Below are 18,099 nucleotides of genomic sequence, written 5' to 3'. Positions count from 1 at the left end.
GCATTCAGTCTCAGACTCCCGTCAATTCCAGAAGTTCACGACAGCATAGGGGTTTCGGTGAGTTTATCCGGTTATAGACACGGGATAACCATTATCTTGAAAATATCACGCCAAATCTGGTTTTGTCAATTACTGTTAGAAACTCCCTCGAAAAATCACTCAATTCCTCGTAGTATTTCCGATACATTTAAAGACTCTTCCTGGCGTTAGGGTTAACTGGCGAGTTGGGGGAGGTAAATTAGGCGGGTCTGGCTGTAACCTTTTCCGTTAGGGGTATAGAGCGATCGCTTTCCCCCCCCCACCTTTCCCTAAATTGGTGTCGCCGCATTCCCTCTCAAACTCCCGTCAATTCCAGAAGTTCACGACAGCATAGGGGTTTCGGGGAGGTTATCCGGCTATAGACACAGGAAGGCGATTATCTTGAAAATATCACGCCAAATCTGGTTTTGTCAATTACTGTTAGGAAATCGACCGAAAAATGGCTGAATTGTTGAGAAGATTTAAACATGATTTTGACGATTAACGAACATATCAAGAGAGAGATTTAGTAACCATTAACTAAGTTTAGGGAAATGAACGACAATAGTCGCAACATCTGGATGAGTACGAACAATTGTTTCTGGTTCTACCAAGCCGCTTCTGGAGAATCCGAAAGCCTGATTCTGATGACTGCCGGGAGTTAATAATAACAAATCATTAGTTTTGAGCATTCGGGAAACTTTCATAATAAAATTCCCTTGCATTTGTTGAACTGGGGTATCTTTACTGAGACCAAAGGATGAAAGATTTAAATCTACATTTAGGGAATCAGTCACCAGTACCAATAAGTGTAATTTCGCTTTAATTTGTTGAGCGATCGCTTTAGTGATTTCCAGAGTTTGTTGAAATTCCCAAGACCCAATTTCTCCTTGATTGAATACCATAAATACCCTCTCGGTATTTTCCAGAGGCTGAGGAAAGCGGGTAATCAAAATGGGGACAGGTGAACGCCTCATAATCTGATCAATGACGCTACCAAAGAAATTCTCTTGATAAGTTGAATATCCTTTCCAACCGCAGATAATCAGGGTAGCATTGCGTTCGGTGGCGCTACGAACAATTCCCCTGGATATAGCTGCATCAATTCTAGCAATAGATTCAACTTTAACTGTGGCGGCGTGAGCTATCTGTTCAGCCACAGACAATAAACGGTTTTGCTTACTTTTGGTGGCGGCAGAAATCTTGCCACTTTTATCAGAAATAACATTGAGAGGTAATAGAGTGCCTTTAGATTTTTTCACTAGCAAAATCGCCAATTGTAAGAGGTTGTCTTCCGTGCTAGGGTTAGCGACTGGAACTAATACCCGTTCTGACCAACTTTGCTGATTGTCGCTGTCTAATTTTTGTTCTGGTTTGACTAATTTACCCCAACGAGTGACTATCCAGGGAGAAGCAATACAACTAAATAAAATCATGGCAATAATGCCATTAACAGTTAACTCATCTACCAATTCAATATTATAAGCCACGGTAATCGCCGCCAGAGTAGAAGCGGCTTGAGCTAGGGAGAGACCAAAGACAAGCATTTTCTCTGGAAACGGCCAGCCAAAAACTTTACCGGAAACCCAAGCGGCTGCATACTTGCTGATAGATTCTGCGACAATCATGACTATTGCGACTAAAAGAGATTTGGGTTCTTTTATTAAAATGAGGGGGTCAATTAACATCCCCACAGAGATGAGAAAGAAGGGAATAAAGAGGGTATTGCCAATAAACTGAATCCTGTTCATTAATGGACTCAAGTTAGGGATAATGGGAGTCAGAGCAATACCAGCCAAGAAAGCGCCAATAATGGGTTCAATTTCAATGAGTTGCGCTACATAGGAAGCTACTAATAATGTGGCGACAACAAAGGTAAATTCTGCGCCTTCGTCATGACCAAATTTTCGGAAAAACCAGCGGCCTATTTTGGGAACTCCCCAGAGGGATGCGAGGGTATAAATGGTTAAAGCCGGAATTAAAAATAGCCAAAATTCTAGGGTTAAATCACCGCCATGGGCTTTGACGACAACTGCTAAAACTAATAAAGCTAAAACATTGGTAATTAAAGTTCCTCCTAGGGTGGCGGTTACTGAGGAGGCACGCATAATTCCCAGACGGTTTAAGATGGGTAAAGCTAGGAGAGTATGGGAAGCAAAACAAGAGGCGACTAATATGGAGGCTAATACGCTGTAACCGAGTCCCATCATGGCTACTGTTCCCAGTATCATGGGGAATAAAAAGGTTAGCAAACCGAAGCAAAAGGCTGACTTGGCATTTAGTTTGAGGTCGTCTAAGCTGGTTTCTAAGCCTGCTAGAAACATCAAAAATAATAATCCTATAGTCCCCAATAAAATTATGGTATTATCTCTGGCAAGTAGTCCTATACCATGGGGACCAATAATAACTCCGGCTAAGATTAATCCAACAATACCAGGTAATTTGATGCGTTCAAATACTAGGGGAGCAATGAGCATCATCCCCATAATAATTAAGAAAACGGCTACGGGGTCTTGAATTGGTTGTGATAAAATCTGTGCCAGAGGGGTGGTCAGAGTAATCATGGACAAGCTACCTGCGTCTGTATTAATTAAGTATCCCAAATTACCCATGGGTTAGTTCCTAGTAAAATTGCTTAGATTTAGATAAAGGGAGAAAATGCCAAGCCTCCGCCTGTCTCGCCGATCGCCCTAAAAGAGCGGTTCTAAAAGACCCCTTAGAGAGACTGACTATAGACTTATAGCATAATCTGGAGATTCTGACAATCCTATTTTGAGCTTTTGGGATGATACCAGTTAACCCACAGGTTGTTAATTAAATGGGTTCGCCAAATGTGCTAATGTCTGCTACAAATTTAAGGGCAGACATTGATAAGTATAAAAATATGATTCGGCGTTTATTCCTACCTCTCGTGATTCTCTCGTGTTTCTTGTCTATCACCTTCGCCGCCTGTAGCCCCCAGGACGCGCCAACTACTCAAAATGACAAAAACCTTAAACTTCTGTATTGGCAGTCTCCTACCATCCTTAATCCCCACTTAGCGACAGGATTTAAAGACTTTGATGCGGCTAGGTTAGTCTATGAGCCTTTAGCAAGTTATGATGATAGCGATCGCCTGATTCCTATTCTGGCGGCGGAAATTCCCAGTCGAGAAAATGGGGGTGTCGCAGCAGATGGAAAATCGGTAACTTGGAAATTGCGATCGGGTGTCACTTGGTCGGACGGGGAACCTTTCACCGCCAAAGATGTTGTTTTCACTTATAACTTTATTACTAACCCTGATGTAGGTTCATCTAGTGCTGAGGTTTACGCGGGTCTTGAAACTGTGGAAGCCTTAGATGATTACACTATCAAAATTACTTTTAAAAATATTACTCCCGGTTGGTCGGTTCCTTTTACTGGTCAAAGAGGCTTAATTCTGCCAGAACATATTTTTGCTAGTTACAATAACTCTAATATTCGGTCGGCTAGGGCGAATAATCAACCTGTTGGCACGGGACCCTATAAACTGGTAAGTTTTCAACCGGGAGATCTCGCTATTTACGAGGCGAACCCCAATTATTGGGAGCCAGATAAACCGTTTTTTGAAAGAGTAGAAATTAAAGGGGGGGGTGATGCTACCTCAGCAGCTAGGGCTGTTTTACAAACGGGAGATTTTGATTATGCTTTTAATTTACAGGTAGAAGCTCATATTCTCCAACAGTTAGCAGCGGGAGGGAAAGGCAAAATTTTGGCTAATTTTGGGTCCTATGTGGAAAGGATTATGTTTAATTTTACCGACCCTAATCAAGCTACGGAAGATGGAGAGCGTTCTAGTGTTGAATTTCCCCATCCTTTTTTCAGTGATAAACGAGTCCGACAAGCCTTTGATTTGGCTATAGACCGTGATACGATCGCTAATCAACTTTATGGCGAGACGGGTCGTCCTACCGCACAATTAATAGTGATTCCAGCCGCTTATAGGTCGAATCAAATTAACTATAGCCTCGACCTAGAAAAAGCTAACAGTTTGTTAGATGAAGCTGGTTGGAAAGATACTAATAATAATGGTATCCGTGACCGAGATGGATTGGAAATGCGCGTGGTGTTTCAAACATCAGTTAATCCCGTGCGCCAGAAAACTCAAGAAATCGTTAAACAGTCTTTAGAAGCTATGGGGATAAGGGTGGAATTAAAAAGTGTTGATCCTGGTATATTCTTTTCTGGCGACCCCGCTAATACCGACACGATTAATCATTTTTATGCAGACCTACAAATGTTAACTACAGGAAATGAAAGTCCTGACCCAGGTCCTCACATGAAGTGGTGGACTTGTGGGGAAATTTCCCAAAAAGAAAATAATTGGCAACGACCTAATTATGCGCGTTATTGTAACCCTAAATATGACGAAATTTGGCAAAAAGCAACCACGGAACTCGACCCGGAAAAACGAGCCCAATTATTCCGTCAAATGGATGAATTTCTACGGGAAGATGTGGCGGTGATTCCTATTGTTGAACGTGCGACTACTACGGGAATTAGTAATACTTTAACTGGTATTGAACCCTCGCCTTGGGATGCTAATACTTGGGATATTAAAAATTGGCAACGCCAGTCAATTTAGTTCATATCGGAAGATTTGCTGCTTTTAAAAAGTGGTAAATTTTCGCGGTTATTATACTGAAAAAGCCAGTTGATAGCGGAGGGAAAACTTCAAAAATGGCGCTGTTTATACTGGCTGAACCAGTTTTTAAAAACCCTCAAGTGTAATTAAATGCTGACATTGGCTAATTATTCCCCCTCTGGGGGATTGCAAATATTGGCATCAAAAAAGATAATCCCAATATGCTGTCAATGGATAATCTGAATCAAATATCAATGAAACAATTACTCTGGCTTACTGGCTTAATTTTGTTAGCACCTATGGGGTTAGTTGGGTGCGCGCCAGAAACTGAGACCGCTAATGAAATTGTAACCAATGGTGAGGAAGGGGGAACCTTAACCCTAATTGCGGATGCAGAAGATAGAATGCGAGAAGGGTTTGTTAGTAAAGATGGTTGGGAACTTACTTTTAATCATGTTTATGTGACTTTCGATAATATCAGAGCCTACCAAGCACAATCACCCTTTGACCCAGATACTGAGTCTCAGCCGAATGCTATCACGTTTGTTGAGCTTCTCAATTCACCGATGACTGTAGATTTAGTCGGTGGAACAGAAGAGACTCCCATAGTGACCACAGCTATAGCACCCCCAGGACATTACAATGCTCTTTATTGGGAAATGGTGACGGCTACAGAGGGAGAATTTGCAGGGTCTACGCTGGTTTTGGATGGTACAGCCCAAAGAGATGGTCGCACTATCAATTTTGCGATCGCTTTAGATAAACCCGTAGCTCATTTTTGCGGTGAGTATGTCGGAGATGAACGTAAAGGGTTTTTAGAAACTAATGGGGTGGCTGAATTAGAAACAACTTTTCACTTTGACCACTTTTTTGGTCGCTCTGACCGTCCCATTGACCAGTCTCCCAATGATGAGGCTATTGGTTTCCAGCCTTTTGCTAATATCGCTGATGGGGATGCTGTTAATGTTACCAGCCAAGAACTTCAACAGCTTTTGACTGAGGAGGAATATAATACCCTCGTATTTTCTGTGACGGAATTAGGTCATGTTGGAGAAGGTCATTGTCGCATTGAGCCACTTTAATTAGCTACAGGGACACACTAGATCAGGATATGATTAACCTGATTAATGGTGTTGTCCCTAGCTTCAGTTAATCACTAACCTCTAGCTGTTGAATTTCTCAGAGGCTTGTTTAAAGGCATTTTCCACATCACTCCAAGCCTTTTCAAAACCAGTTCGGATGTCTTCCCAGGCTTCCTCACCAGCTTCTTGCAATTTTTTGAACTTTTCGTTGGCATCATCTCGCTTGGCTTGTAGTTCCTCAATTTTTTCGTGATACTGAATAGTAGCATCTGCTTGGGCTTGTTGGGCTTTCGCTTTCAGTTCATCTAATTGAGCATCGAGTTTATCTATTTGTGCTTTAACTTTAGCTTTGTAGGCTTTTTTGTCTTCGGTGCTAGTTGCCATAATTAAAAATGATTTGATTGAAAATAACACTTTAACTATAGCCCGTGATTCAGGTGATGACATCTATCCTCAGCTAGAGTTTTGAACTACCCCCCAGAGTTAATCTTCCCGACAGCGCCAAACTAACAGTTGATGGTTTTCTCCCCGACAAATTAAGGTATGGCTATCTATGCCAAAAGTAATAGGACTGTATCCAGAAATCTCGCCGAGTGGCTGCTGGGAAATTCCCTGAATGTCAATTTTCCAGAGTCTAATTTTCCCATCATCGCTACCACCTGCCATAAATTTACCGTCAGGACTAATTGCTATTGAAGATATTACGGCGGAGTCTACAGTCTGTGTGGTGAGTAAAATTCCTTGGTGAAAATCCCAGAGTTTAATGGTGCCATCTTCGCTACTACTGGCGAGAATTGTCTGGTTAGGACTGAATGCTAAGGAGAGGACTCCCCCTGAATGTCCGGTCAAAGTTTGCAGGCTGTGGAGTTTCCCAAATTGCCAGATTTTGATTTGTCCGTCCGCGCCACCACTGGCGAATATACTGGACTGGGGATGATTAAATAAACTGTCATAATTACGGGAATTATTGGCTGGGGAAAATGCAAAGGTGACACAAAAAACTTCCCCGGAATGTTCACGCAGACGATAGAGAAGTTCTCCGTTGCGTTGATTCCATAATTTGATGGTAGCATTACCGCTACAACTGGCAATTATGTGACCGTCAGGACTGTAGGCGACGGCGTGAATTGGTCCGCAACGATGACTGTAGGGAGAACCTGAATGGCTGAAAAATCTATCGGTCATCGTCCCGGTGTTGAGGTTCCAACCTAGTAGGTTGCGGTCAAAACTACCACTGACTAAACGACGACCATTGGGACTAATAGCGATCGCATTTACGGCGGCTACATGACCACAAAAACGCTGGACTAATTGACCTGTATTCAGGTTCCATAGTCGGATACTCTGGTCAGCACTACCACTAATTAATATATATCGATTCGGACTTATGGCGATCGCATTTATTGGCGCTGTGTGACCTTTCATGATTGCTTGACATTGCCACTTTTTCCCGGATATCTCTGGGTTTATATGTCGGCTAAAATTTACGAGTGATGTTAATAATAGTGACGGAAAAGCACAGGGGACAGGGGGCGGGATTCCCCAAATTGATTGATGAGTTGCTATGTGAACTGCTACCATAATTTGCAGGCTGGAAGTAGGGAGTTTTAGACTCACAGGTGGCTGTATATCGGCTAACACGGCGGCAGCTGATTGATAGCGTTCTTGGACTTTATCCACTAACATTTGATTAATGATATGCTTGAGTTCAGAACTAATATGGCGATGACTTTTCTCTAGGTGCGATTCCCAAATAAATTCTCCCGTAAATGGGTCAAATAAACTCTGGGGATTTTCTCCTGTTAATAGGTGAATACAAGTTACTCCTAAACTATATAAATCACTGGCTGCATAGGCTTTCCCGCCGCGAATTTGCTCTAAGGGAGCATATCCTATAGTTCCGGTCATGGTTCCGGTTTTGGGGTGTAAAATATCTATCTCGTGTTTGGCTACTCCAAAATCTACTAATACTAATTTACCGTCTAAATGTCTCCTAATAATGTTTTCGGGTTTGATATCTCTATGAATCACTTGATGGTCATGGATAAATTGGATGACTGGGAGTAAATCTAATAGTAATTCCCGCAATTTTTCCTCATCTAAAGGTTCCCCTAATTCTAACTCCTCCAGGAGGTTCTCTCCTTCTATATACTCCTGAATTAAATAGAGTCTACTGTCCGACTCAAAACAGGCGAATAAATGGGGAATTTGTGGATGATTTCCTAACTCCTGTAGTCGCACACCTTCTTGATAAAATAGTTCCGTGGCTTTCTGAATTTGCGGGAGATTATGCTGTTGTGGAGAAAATTGTTTGATAATACAGGGGGTGTGTAGGCGGTCTTCATCAACTCCTAAAAATGTCCTACTCATACCACCACCACCTAGACTTTTTAAGCCTCTATAACGCTGTTTTAATAACAAGGATGAGCCACAGTTGGAACAGACTTGGCTTCCCAGAGGATTTACTGGATTTAAACACAGGGGGTTCAGACAGTAACTCATCAGCTTAGGGGTTGGGGGAGTTAATCTTAACTGTGAATGGATTTTACTACCCCCTAGGGGCAATTGACTCAATTCTTAATGATGATTTAGCTTTTGAGTCCCCAAGATAGCACCCCGGAATTGAAAGACCCCTGATTAATTATAATCATCTCATCCTATATTATGTATGTAATCCGATGATGAAATTGCGATCGCATCCCCGAAATTGGCTAGGATTAATGATTGGTAATTCCCGACTACACTGGGGTAAATTCCAGGGGGAAACTTTAGTGGAAACCTGGGAAACTCAACACCTTAATCAATCTCCGTTAGAAATGGGATGGTCTTGGCTTAATCAAATATCGCCTGTACCGCTATTTATAGCCTCTGTAGTACCGGAACAAATGCAATTATGGCAAAACTACCCCAAAGCCGAAATTATCACCCTAGAACAGTTACCGTTAGGGGGATTATATCCAACTTTGGGAATAGATAGGGGTTTAGCTGTTTTAGGCGCGGGGAATCAGTTGGGTTTTCCGATGTTGGTTATTGATGCAGGGACAGCATTAACTTTAACTGGAGTCAATCAAAACCGCCAATTAATAGGCGGCGCAATATTACCTGGTTTAGGACTACAGTTTTCTTGTGTGGCTAATCGTACAGCTACCCTCCCACAAGTGGCTTTTCCTGAGAGTTTACCTCAACGGTGGAGTTTGAATACATCAGAAGCGATCGCCAGTGGTATTATCTACAGCATTATAGCTGGTCTGCGGGAGTTTATAGCTGCTTGGTGTCAGGAGTTACCCCACAGTAAAATTAGCATTACAGGAGGCGATCGCATTCCTCTGATGACCTACCTTAACAGTCAATACCCGGAGATAGCTGGTTTGATTTTAGATACCCCAGAAGCTATTTTTTGGGGAATGTCAGCTATGGTCAGAGATAGAAATGTTCCGAGTTGAAATCGGGTGACGTTGGAGAAACTGACGGATATATTCACTGACGACGGCGGGAAACTCTTCGGGGAGGTTTTCGCCGCCAGCAATGAGAGAATTTAAGCGAGAATTAGGTAGCATGGAGTTCAAGGTTTCCCCCATGGCTTGAGTTGTCGGTTGTTCACGATTTCCTTGTAAAATTAATACGGGTATGGTTAATGAATTTAGCTGTTCATTAAGTAATTCCCCTTGGATTTCAGCCGGACGGCGACGAAACAAAAACTGACAGGAAATCGGCGATCGCATCATCGTTTCTCGCTGTTTTAACCAATCGGCGATCGCATCTCCTTTTCCAAATAAACGGGTAAATGGATGTATCAATTTCAGCCAAGTTGCTAAAAGGGGGGGATTTCCACATAGCCACCGCATCCACTGCCATTGTTTTTCGATTCCATTGACTGCTACCCCCTCTGGGGAAATTAAGACTAGACCTTTGACTTTATGCTGATAGCGAATTGCGTAACTTGCTGCTATCCATCCCCCTAGGGAATGTCCGACTAAGTAAACCTGATCTAATTTTAGGGATTCGATATATTCGGCTAAGTTTTCCACCGCCATGGTGATAGAATAGTGAATCTTGGGGGATTCTGACTCACCAGAACCCAGGCGATCGGGAGTATAACAATGATAGTCTGAAGCTAGTTCTTCGATAATGGGTAGCCACTGACTACTATCTTGCCATGAACCATGTAGATACACGACATCAGGACCTGCGCCTACTTCACGCCAGAATATTTGTCCCTGGGAAAGTCTGACGCGGGAATGGCGCAATGGTTGGGATAATGATGGTGTTTCCTGGGACTCAGCATAGGGAAAAGAAGGTTCAAACATAGCCATATAATGAGATGCAGTATGATGAGTTGACTATTCTCGCGATGGTTAGTCATATCCCGGGATCGCAGATCATAGATGGGAATAACCAGAAGCGAGATGATGTCATTATAGTATATATTATCAGCATTAGACCTAAAAAAATACGGTTTATAGCTTTTACCTGGCATATAATTGGCATAATTGGCAGGTATCCCAGAGGCTTAAATCCCTAACTTGTGAGGCTATAGGGTTATTTGCATCCCAATTATAGCAGGTTTTAGGATAATAATATCCGCCTATTTTTTGGGTAGATATATGGCTGTAAATTAACATTTTTCATGGTCTGGGAATTAGGCGATCGCCGTCCGACCTTCCAAGTAGTCTTGGATTTGTTGTTGATAATCATGACTAAGGTTATCCATTGGTATTTTGCTCAGTTCAAAGCTACAAACATCCGCAATTTCCCAGGTATCTTGAATGTGGATATCTCCGGTAACTTCAGCGGATACAAGAATACAAATAGAATGGAGTCTAGGGTCACGATGAGCGCCCGAATAAACTCCTACCAAACGCCCCAGTTTAACCAGTTCTAAACCTGTTTCCTCAGCCAGTTCTCGCTTAACAGTGGTGAGGATATCTTCACCCCAATCTATCATACCTCCAGGTAAAGCCCATTTACCATTATCCTGGCGACGAACCAAGATAATTTTGCCATCTGGTAATAGAGGAACGATGCTAACTCCGGTAACAGGATGGCGAAAAATAACGCCCAAAACGGTATAAAAAAAACGCATCCAGCCCTTAGCTAATTCTAACATATTTTCTAACCTTCCCCAGATAAATCTTGAAGAATAGTGATAGCATGACTTTCTGGCTTAACCTTGGGATAAATTTTGTGAATATAGCCATCTGGGTTAATGATGAAAGTTTGGCGATAAATGCCCATAAACTCTCGACCCATGAATTTTTTTAAGCCATAACTATGATAGAGGGTGGCAACTTTACCATCGGGGTCACAGAGCAGAGGAAAAGGCAGATGGTATTTGTTGATAAACTTGGTGTGAGATTTAGGATCATCGGTACTAATTCCGAGAACAATGATATTGTTACCTTGGTAATCTGCATAGACATCGCGAAAACCGCAGGCTTCCTTAGTACAGCCAGGAGTGTGATCACGGGGGTAAAAATACAGAACCACAGTTTGACGGCGAAATTGACTGAGGCTAATCAAATTTCCGTCCTGGTCCGAGAGAGTAAAATCTGGAGCGAGATCACCAACATTTAGACTCATAGTATTGGGGGATTTCAGGGAATAATGGGGAAATGAGGGTCAAACCTTTCTGAATAGCGATCGCCACTATCGTTAAATAATAATGGTTATGGCAATATTGAAGCATCGAGGTTGACCCAAAACCTTTATATGTTATCATGCACTAGCTTAGTGCCAGACATGGGGCTATTTTCAGGTTAAGCGTAACCGGATTAGCTAGAATGTCAGGTGTCTGTAAAAGCTCAACTACCTCCTCCACTTGTTTACCGTGTTAAGAATTGGCTCAAATCTACTCCAACGCTGGTTACTCCCGAGTTTAGTAAGTGTGCTGCTGATGGCATCAGGTGCTGAAGCGGCTCAAGTTCGGTCTTGGGAATTTGAAAGTTCCCAAAATCGTCTGTCATTTACTACAGATGAGGGAGTACAGCCCACGGCGAAATTACTCTCGAACCCCACGCGTCTGGTAATTGAACTACCAGGGACGAGTTTAGGTTCTGTGTCCGGTCAGCGTTCATCACCAGGGGGAAATATTCGTGAAATTCGTTGGGAACAAACCGATAACGAAAATGCTCGAATTATTGTAGAACTGGTAGAAGGTTATACCCTGAACCCGCAAATGGTGCAGTTTCGAGGGATTTCTGCCAGTGAGTGGATGGTACAACTACCACAACCCCAAGCTATTGGCTCATCATCACCCCCGGCTGCACTTCCGGCTCAAGCTACTGTGGTTAGCGCTACTGAACCAGTCCAACAGCAATTTCAGCAGCCAGTCCAACAACAATTTCAACAGACCGCTCAAGCCAACCCTAACCGTTCAATTCCTAACCAGCCGCAAACATTTGTTGAACAAATCGAAATGCGCGATAACGGCATTGTCTTAAAGACCACAGGTCAAATGCCACAGATTGAGTTGAAACGCTCTCAAGACGGCACTTGGATGACCTTAGATATTTTCGGCGCGAGTTTGAGGGGTGCGACCACAAGGGGGAGAGCAGTCAACCGGGAAGGCGTGGCCATAAGTCAAGTTACCCAACTTTCCACAACCCCCCCAGTGGTGCGGGTGACATTCAGTACCCCTAATACTAATCAAAATTGGGAAGCCAGAGCAGTAGCGGGAGGGGTATCAATTTGGCCCCAAGGCGGAGTTCCCCCGGCTGTGCAGGCAAGTTCGAGTATAGTTACCATTGAGTCGATTACCCTTCAAAATCAATCCTATTTCGCGGTGAGGGGTAATGGTCCTCTCAACTATACTCACGGTTGGGATGCAGAAACGGGAGCTTATGGTATTACGTTTTTCTCGGCTAGATTAGCTGACGGGGTGCGACTTCCCCAAAGAGAAGTGGGAGGACCGATTATTTGGTCTCGGTTGCGTCAGGAAGACCCAGATACTTTTACGGTGTTATTTCAACCAGCTACCAGGGTGCAGGTAGGACAGGTTAGCCAAAATAGTCCTCAAGAATTGGCTATTCCTATGGGTGTGCATTTAGCGTCTGGCGCTCCTCCCCCCAGAACTCCAGCCCCGGTAACACAACCACCTATAAATAATCCGAATCCTTTTCCGCCTCCGGCTCAAAATCGACCACCTTCGTCCCTCCCACTACCTTTTCCGCCGCCTAATCGTCCATCTCCTCAGCCTCCTGTGGGTAGAAATCCTAATGCTAGGGTATCTGTGGTTATTGACCCTGGACATGGCGGCAGTGACCCAGGAGCGGTGGGAGTTGGTGGTATTCGAGAAAAGGATGTTGTTATTTCTATTTCCCTGCAAGTTCAGCAGATTTTGGAGCAGAATGGGGTTAATGTGGTGATGACCCGCACTGACGATCGCACTATTGACCTGGAACCGCGAGTGTCATTAGCTAACCGTGTTGGGGCTGTGGCTTTTGTGAGTATCCATGCCAATGCGGCTTATCGCGCTGGTGCTACGGGTGTGGAAACTTTCTACCATCAAACTGGCTATAGCTTGGCTCAGTACATTCAAAACAGCATCCTGGCTAATTTCTCACTGCACAATCGGGGTGTGAAGCAGGCTCGGTTTTATGTCCTCAGAAATACGACTATGCCTTCGGCTTTGGTGGAGGTGGGGTTTCTCACTAATGCTAATGATGCTCGTTTGTTGGCTGACCCAGCACAAAGAACTCGCATGGCTCAGGCGATCGCTCAAGGTATTCTTCAATATCTCCGAGCCAGTGGATACTAGGCTTGACTTGCCTATTTAAGCAAAGCAGGCGGCTACTAAAAATAGGCTATCCACTAAAATGGTGCTTAAAACTGCGCCGCCAAATACCCACCACTGGGGTTCTGGGGACTGGAGGGGAAATACTCCTACTCCGAATAGGGTCATGGCTAATACTACCGCCCAGCTAATTCCCCACGGGGTTCCTGCTAGGGCGATCGCATTTTGGAATATAGGCATGGCCATTGATGGATCGACCTGCATTAATTGTCGCCAACTGGGGATTAAACCTGCTATATAAAAGTATCCGTCCGTAACGGCGGTTCCGAATAGAGACCCTAGGTAAAACCAATTGCCTACTTTACCCCATCCCCGCCACAGACACCACACCGCAAAGGGAACTCCTATCGATTCTACCGGTAAATGTAGCAGGGGTTCCCACCTCAGCCAACCCCAATATATCGACCCGGTTAACCAAGTCCAGCTAAATCCAAATAGCAAATCTCCCCATAATTCCGTTTCTTTGGTTCTCAGTAAATATAAACTTACCCCTAACCATCCCCCGGTCATGATTAGGCTCAACATTGGCCAGATTCTCACTAGGGGCGCTTGGAAAAATACTGGGACTGATACTAAAAATACGGCGATCGTAAATGGTAACCACCTTTGACTCTGTTGGGCTTTTTTGACAAATGTTGCCCAAGACCACTGCTGTACCCACAGCGGTTGAGTTGATGTCAGAATGTAGGCCAGAAGAATATTGCTAAACAAGGCTTCTTTAAGATTTGTTACTGAAGTTCATATTAATTGATGATATCACAAATATTTATCCCCCCCAGGGGCATAAATTCTACACAAAAATCAATAGTTGATTTTTTGGTCAATTATAAAAAAAAGATAAAGGGGGGTTGACAGGGGGGACGATTTGGGGTATTATATTGACATATTGTTAAATAATTGGATATTAGCAAAAATAAAAAAAAGGCATAAATGCCATTATTAATATAGTAACACAAGTGACCTCAAAAAGATATCCCATTTCCCCAATCCGCAAATTTTTTAACATTTCTTAATATTTGTTACAAAACTTAACAAAACTCTGTTAATTGACGAGAGGATGTTAAATTGGTCCAGTGCGTAGAAGTGTAAATTTCAGATCTAGAGTTAATGAGACAATTCCCCACAATCATGGATTTCCAGAGTCTTCCGGTCTATATGGCAGATTTAGTCACGCCAGGAATGGGAGAAATTGAAGTAGAATCGCAGATGACGTTATTCCAGGCGATTATTTTAGGGATAGTCCAGGGACTAACGGAATTTATCCCGATTAGTAGCAGCGCCCATTTAAAAATAGTTCCGATGGCACTAGGATGGGGAGATCCTGGGGTAGCATTTACGGCTATTATTCAATTGGGGAGCATGGCGGCGATTTTCTCGTTTTTCTGGTCTGATCTGAAAAAGGTAGTATTGGGGGCGATAGATGCGATCGCTAAATCGGATTACCAGTCGGTAGATTTTCGTATGGCTTTGGGGATTGGTTTGGGAACTCTACCGATTGTGTTTTTTGGGTTACTGATTAAATTATTTATACCCGATTACGATAGTTCACCTCTGCGGAGTACAGTGGCGATCGCGATCGCTTCGATTGTGATGGCCAGCCTATTGGCGATCGCGGAAAAACTAGGAAGCCGAAAGCGAGACTTTGACCATCTGAATGCTAAGGACGGGGTACTGATGGGTTTGGCGCAAACCTTAGCGCTGATACCGGGTGTATCCCGGTCAGGTTCCACCATAACCGCCGGGTTATTTATGGGACTAGAAAGGGGAACCGCCGCCCGATTTTCGTTTTTATTAGGAATTCCGGCGATTACCCTAGCAGGGTTGGTAGAATTAAAAGACTTCTTAGAGGCTGGAATAGACGACATTAGTACAGCGGCGTTAGTAGTGGGTTTAATTTCGTCAACCATATTTTCCTACCTATCTATCGCCTGGTTAATCCGTTATCTGCAAACCAGTAGTACATGGCTGTTTGTGTGGTATAGACTAGCTTTTGGTGTGGCGATTTTAACGGCAGTGGTAGGCGGCGCTTTGGAGAATATTTAATATAGAATAGGGAGAGGGCGATCGCGATCGGGGGAAGTTCCGCTAGTTCCTCCCAGGCGGGCCAGAAGATTAAGAAACCAACCCGTCCTACCTCACCAGGGAATTAATGGATAATTGATTGTGGTAGGGTATTATCTGTGAGGTTGAGATGGCAGTATGAGTGTATCTTCTATCCGTCCGGCGCTAATTACTGAGGTGTTACCGGACTCCATTGGGGCTGATGTGGGTTTTGAACCCGGAGATGCGATCGTGTCCATTAATGGAACTCGTCCCCGCGATTTAATCGATTATCAATTCCTGTGTGCGGATGAGTTTCTGGAAATTGAAGTGATTGACAGTCAGGGAAAAACCCATCATATTGAGCTAGAAAAAGACTATGACGAGAGCCTAGGTTTAGAGTTTGAAACCGCCCTATTTGATGGTTTAATTCAGTGCAATAACCGCTGTCCTTTTTGCTTTATAGACCAGCAACCGCCTGGAAAAAGAGGTTCTCTTTACTTAAAAGATGATGATTATCGCCTGAGTTTTCTCTATGGTTCTTATCTAACCTTAACTAATTTACCTCAATCTGAGTGGGATAGAATTGCTCAGATGAGAATTTCGCCTCTGTATGTTTCCGTCCATGCCACCGAGCCAGAAGTGAGAAGTTTGCTGCTGAAAAATCAGCGAGCAGGTCAGATTTTAGAGCAGTTAAAATGGTTTCAAAAGCACCGTTTACAAATTCATGCTCAAGTGGTGGTTTGTCCGGGGATAAATGATGGTGTTCACCTAGAAAAAACTTTACTAGATTTAGCGGAATTTCACCGGGGAGATATTCCGGCGGTGGCTTCGGTGGCGGTGGTTCCGGTGGGGTTAACTCGTTTTCGACCCCCGGAAGATCAACTGATTTCGGTAAGCCAGGAAAAGGCGAGGGAGGTGATTAAGCAAGTGCAAAACCTCCAGGATAAATTCAAGCAAGAATTGGGGTCAACTTGTGTGTGGTTGGCGGATGAATGGTTTTTAATCGCCCGTGAGGAGTTACCACCAGAGTCTGATTATGAGGACTATCCGCAAATTGGTAATGGGGTGGGGTCTATTCGTAAGTTTTTAAGGGAATTTGAGACGGCTTTTGAGAGGGTGAAATGGGAAACTGGGAATGGTGTGGCTAGTCCTCGGCGCTGGACTTGGGTGGTGGGGAATGCTGTAGAATTGGCGTTTAAGCCTATTGTCGCCCGGTTGAATGGGGTGGAAGGGTTAAGGGTGGAAATGGTGGCTTTGGCTAGTGATTATTGGGGACAGGAAATAACTGTAACGGGGTTGTTGACGGGTCAGGATTTAATCGCGGGACTCCAAGGACGAGATTTGGGTGATGGGGTTTTGCTTCCGTCTTTAATGTTGAAAACTGGGGATACTCGCTTTTTGGATGATTTGACTGTGGCGGAAGTAGAGGCGACTTTGCAGACTAAAATTGTAACTGTAAATGGGGTTGATGAATTGTTGGCGATCGCCTCAAATCTGACACACTGAAAGCCAGAAGCCTCAGCGTGTCGAGTTGGTCCACAAAAAAACCTAATTTCCCCAAATCCGCTTTAAGACTTCATCAGGGGAGATATCAGCCATTTTTCCGGTGGGAGATTTGACAGCGATCGCTCTTTCGCTGGGGGGGAGTAATTTATGAGGATCGGTAGGACCAAATAAAGCAATGGTATAAGTACCAACGGCGATCGCCAAGTGCATGGGGGCGCTATCGGTACAAACCATAAGATTAGCGGCTGCGATCATGGCGGCGAGTTTACCAATATCCTCTGGTTGTGTCAACTTAACTTGAGGACAACGCTGGGTTATTTGAGTAATCAAGGCTTGATCTTCAGGTCCTTTGACCAAAACCACAGGTAGGTTAGGCTGTCGCTGTTGGATATCCTCAATAATCTTCTGCCAGCTTTCAACGGGGTAAATTTTATCAATGCCCTTATTAATAGCCATCTGACTAGACCCGCCATGAATAAGGATATAGCCACTTTCCTTAACTCCGAGGCTTTCCTGTTCCCTATCAGCCCAAGCCAAGTCGGACTTAGGGACATTAATCTGTAATCCGCTAAAGGGGGTGATAATGTCTAGGCCCTGCAATAAATCATGGTACATCTGGGCTGCATACTGTTCAGTTTTGAGGGGGACAGCATCGGTGAGAAAGATTTCTCCGCTACTCCCTGCATAACCGACGCGGTTAGGTATTCCGGTGAGCCACAGCAACAGCCCTACGGTCCATCGTTGTCCGAGGGAGATAACCACATCATATTCTCGGTCACGGACAATGCCAATCAAATTACCCCAGTCGGCGAGACTATTGCGCCCTTTAAAGTCATAGGGGATAACTTTGGATACGGACTTACAGACGCGGTAAGCAGTTTGGGCCCTAGGTTCGGTAACTACGGAAATTTGGGCATGGGGATAGGCTTGCTTTAAATCGTCTAGGGTAGGGAAAAACAGAATTTGGTCGCCAATCCCGCCTGGGACAAGGGCTAGTATTTTCATTTTAATAGAGTTAATCCACTTATCAGCTTAATTCTAAATGAAGACAGTTC

The 18,099-nt window shown here is 43.9% G+C and carries 14 protein-coding genes; 6 read left to right on the top strand and 8 right to left on the bottom strand.

From position 1 onward, the window contains the following. Positions 1-554 precede the first annotated feature (554 nt). Positions 555-2,630: a cation:proton antiporter domain-containing protein gene (locus P5674_RS08880; protein ID WP_006618272.1), complete on the bottom strand. Its 2,076-nt coding sequence runs from the start codon at positions 2,628-2,630 to the stop codon at positions 555-557. Positions 2,631-2,857: 227 nt separating this feature from the next. On the opposite strand from P5674_RS08880, the gene P5674_RS08875 reads away from it, so the two are divergent. Further along, a complete protein-coding gene (locus tag P5674_RS08875) occupies positions 2,858-4,621 on the top strand; it encodes a peptide ABC transporter substrate-binding protein (RefSeq protein ID WP_315669937.1) in 1,764 nt (587 codons plus the stop codon). A gap of 254 nt (positions 4,622-4,875) precedes the next feature. Continuing rightward, positions 4,876-5,703, top strand: a complete 828-nt coding sequence (locus P5674_RS08870) for a hypothetical protein (protein ID WP_006618274.1) — start codon at positions 4,876-4,878, stop codon at positions 5,701-5,703. Between the two features lie 81 nt (positions 5,704-5,784). Here the strand turns inward: P5674_RS08870 and P5674_RS08865 are convergent, their stop codons facing one another. Beyond that, a complete protein-coding gene (locus tag P5674_RS08865) occupies positions 5,785-6,087 on the bottom strand; it encodes a hypothetical protein (RefSeq protein ID WP_035737950.1) in 303 nt (100 codons plus the stop codon). 99 nt (positions 6,088-6,186) lie between these two features. Continuing rightward, the gene (locus tag P5674_RS08860; RefSeq protein ID WP_286131428.1) at positions 6,187-8,205 is read right to left on the bottom strand and encodes a serine/threonine-protein kinase; all 2,019 of its coding nucleotides are present in this window, start codon (positions 8,203-8,205) and stop codon (positions 6,187-6,189) included. A 176-nt stretch (positions 8,206-8,381) separates the two neighbouring features. Here P5674_RS08860 and P5674_RS08855 point away from each other — a divergent pair, with 176 nt between their 5' ends. After that, entirely contained in the window at positions 8,382-9,146 is a 765-nt protein-coding gene (locus P5674_RS08855; protein ID WP_035737942.1) for a pantothenate kinase, read from the top strand. Here the strand turns inward: P5674_RS08855 and P5674_RS08850 are convergent. The 3 genes from P5674_RS08850 to bcp form a co-directional block, all read right to left on the bottom strand. Next, positions 9,111-10,010: an alpha/beta fold hydrolase gene (locus tag P5674_RS08850; protein WP_231852034.1), complete on the bottom strand. Its 900-nt coding sequence runs from the start codon at positions 10,008-10,010 to the stop codon at positions 9,111-9,113. The two genes, P5674_RS08855 and P5674_RS08850, sit on opposite strands and share 36 nt — an antisense overlap. 332 nt (positions 10,011-10,342) lie before the next feature. After that, a complete protein-coding gene (locus tag P5674_RS08845; RefSeq protein ID WP_006618279.1) occupies positions 10,343-10,810 on the bottom strand; it encodes an NUDIX hydrolase in 468 nt (155 codons plus the stop codon). Between the two features lie 5 nt (positions 10,811-10,815). Continuing rightward, on the bottom strand, positions 10,816-11,283 hold the full coding sequence (gene bcp, locus P5674_RS08840; protein ID WP_006618280.1) for a thioredoxin-dependent thiol peroxidase: 468 nt from the start codon (positions 11,281-11,283) through the stop codon (positions 10,816-10,818). Positions 11,284-11,530: 247 nt separating this feature from the next. Here bcp and P5674_RS08835 point away from each other — a divergent pair, with 247 nt between their 5' ends. After that, positions 11,531-13,459: an N-acetylmuramoyl-L-alanine amidase gene (locus P5674_RS08835; RefSeq protein ID WP_315669936.1), complete on the top strand. Its 1,929-nt coding sequence runs from the start codon at positions 11,531-11,533 to the stop codon at positions 13,457-13,459. Positions 13,460-13,474: 15 nt separating this feature from the next. Here P5674_RS08835 and P5674_RS08830 read toward each other — a convergent pair whose 3' ends face one another. Continuing rightward, a complete protein-coding gene (locus P5674_RS08830) occupies positions 13,475-14,206 on the bottom strand; it encodes a DUF3120 domain-containing protein (protein WP_006625136.1) in 732 nt (243 codons plus the stop codon). 417 nt (positions 14,207-14,623) lie between these two features. Here P5674_RS08830 and P5674_RS08825 point away from each other — a divergent pair, with 417 nt between their 5' ends. Next, a complete protein-coding gene (locus P5674_RS08825) occupies positions 14,624-15,538 on the top strand; it encodes an undecaprenyl-diphosphate phosphatase (protein WP_006668806.1) in 915 nt (304 codons plus the stop codon). Between the two features lie 156 nt (positions 15,539-15,694). After that, positions 15,695-17,044: a TIGR03279 family radical SAM protein gene (locus P5674_RS08820; RefSeq protein ID WP_006668805.1), complete on the top strand. Its 1,350-nt coding sequence runs from the start codon at positions 15,695-15,697 to the stop codon at positions 17,042-17,044. Positions 17,045-17,086: 42 nt separating this feature from the next. Here the strand turns inward: P5674_RS08820 and P5674_RS08815 are convergent, their stop codons facing one another. After that, entirely contained in the window at positions 17,087-18,049 is a 963-nt protein-coding gene (locus P5674_RS08815) for a glycosyltransferase family 9 protein (RefSeq protein ID WP_006617917.1), read from the bottom strand. Between the last annotated feature and the right edge of the window lie 50 nt (positions 18,050-18,099).

The sequence above is a fragment of the Limnospira sp. PMC 289.06 genome (assembly GCF_032350395.1).
Lineage (GTDB): Bacteria > Cyanobacteriota > Cyanobacteriia > Cyanobacteriales > Microcoleaceae > Limnospira > Limnospira platensis.
Note: the sequence above shows the minus strand (reverse complement) of the source record. Positions and strands in the feature narration are given on the sequence as shown.

Excerpts from the sequence above, each read along its gene's own strand:
- P5674_RS08880 (WP_006618272.1), bottom strand. The coding sequence starts at position 2,630 with ATGGGTAATTTGGGATACTTAATTAATACAGACGCAGGTAGCTTGTCC.
- P5674_RS08875 (WP_315669937.1), top strand. The coding sequence starts at position 2,858 with ATGTCTGCTACAAATTTAAGGGCAGACATTGATAAGTATAAAAATATG.
- P5674_RS08870 (WP_006618274.1), top strand. The coding sequence starts at position 4,876 with ATGAAACAATTACTCTGGCTTACTGGCTTAATTTTGTTAGCACCTATG.
- P5674_RS08865 (WP_035737950.1), bottom strand. The coding sequence starts at position 6,087 with ATGGCAACTAGCACCGAAGACAAAAAAGCCTACAAAGCTAAAGTTAAA.
- P5674_RS08860 (WP_286131428.1), bottom strand. The coding sequence starts at position 8,205 with ATGAGTTACTGTCTGAACCCCCTGTGTTTAAATCCAGTAAATCCTCTG.
- P5674_RS08855 (WP_035737942.1), top strand. The coding sequence starts at position 8,382 with ATGATGAAATTGCGATCGCATCCCCGAAATTGGCTAGGATTAATGATT.
- P5674_RS08850 (WP_231852034.1), bottom strand. The coding sequence starts at position 10,010 with ATGTTTGAACCTTCTTTTCCCTATGCTGAGTCCCAGGAAACACCATCA.
- P5674_RS08845 (WP_006618279.1), bottom strand. The coding sequence starts at position 10,810 with ATGTTAGAATTAGCTAAGGGCTGGATGCGTTTTTTTTATACCGTTTTG.
- bcp (WP_006618280.1), bottom strand. The coding sequence starts at position 11,283 with ATGAGTCTAAATGTTGGTGATCTCGCTCCAGATTTTACTCTCTCGGAC.
- P5674_RS08825 (WP_006668806.1), top strand. The coding sequence starts at position 14,624 with ATGGATTTCCAGAGTCTTCCGGTCTATATGGCAGATTTAGTCACGCCA.
- P5674_RS08820 (WP_006668805.1), top strand. The coding sequence starts at position 15,695 with ATGAGTGTATCTTCTATCCGTCCGGCGCTAATTACTGAGGTGTTACCG.
- P5674_RS08815 (WP_006617917.1), bottom strand. The coding sequence starts at position 18,049 with ATGAAAATACTAGCCCTTGTCCCAGGCGGGATTGGCGACCAAATTCTG.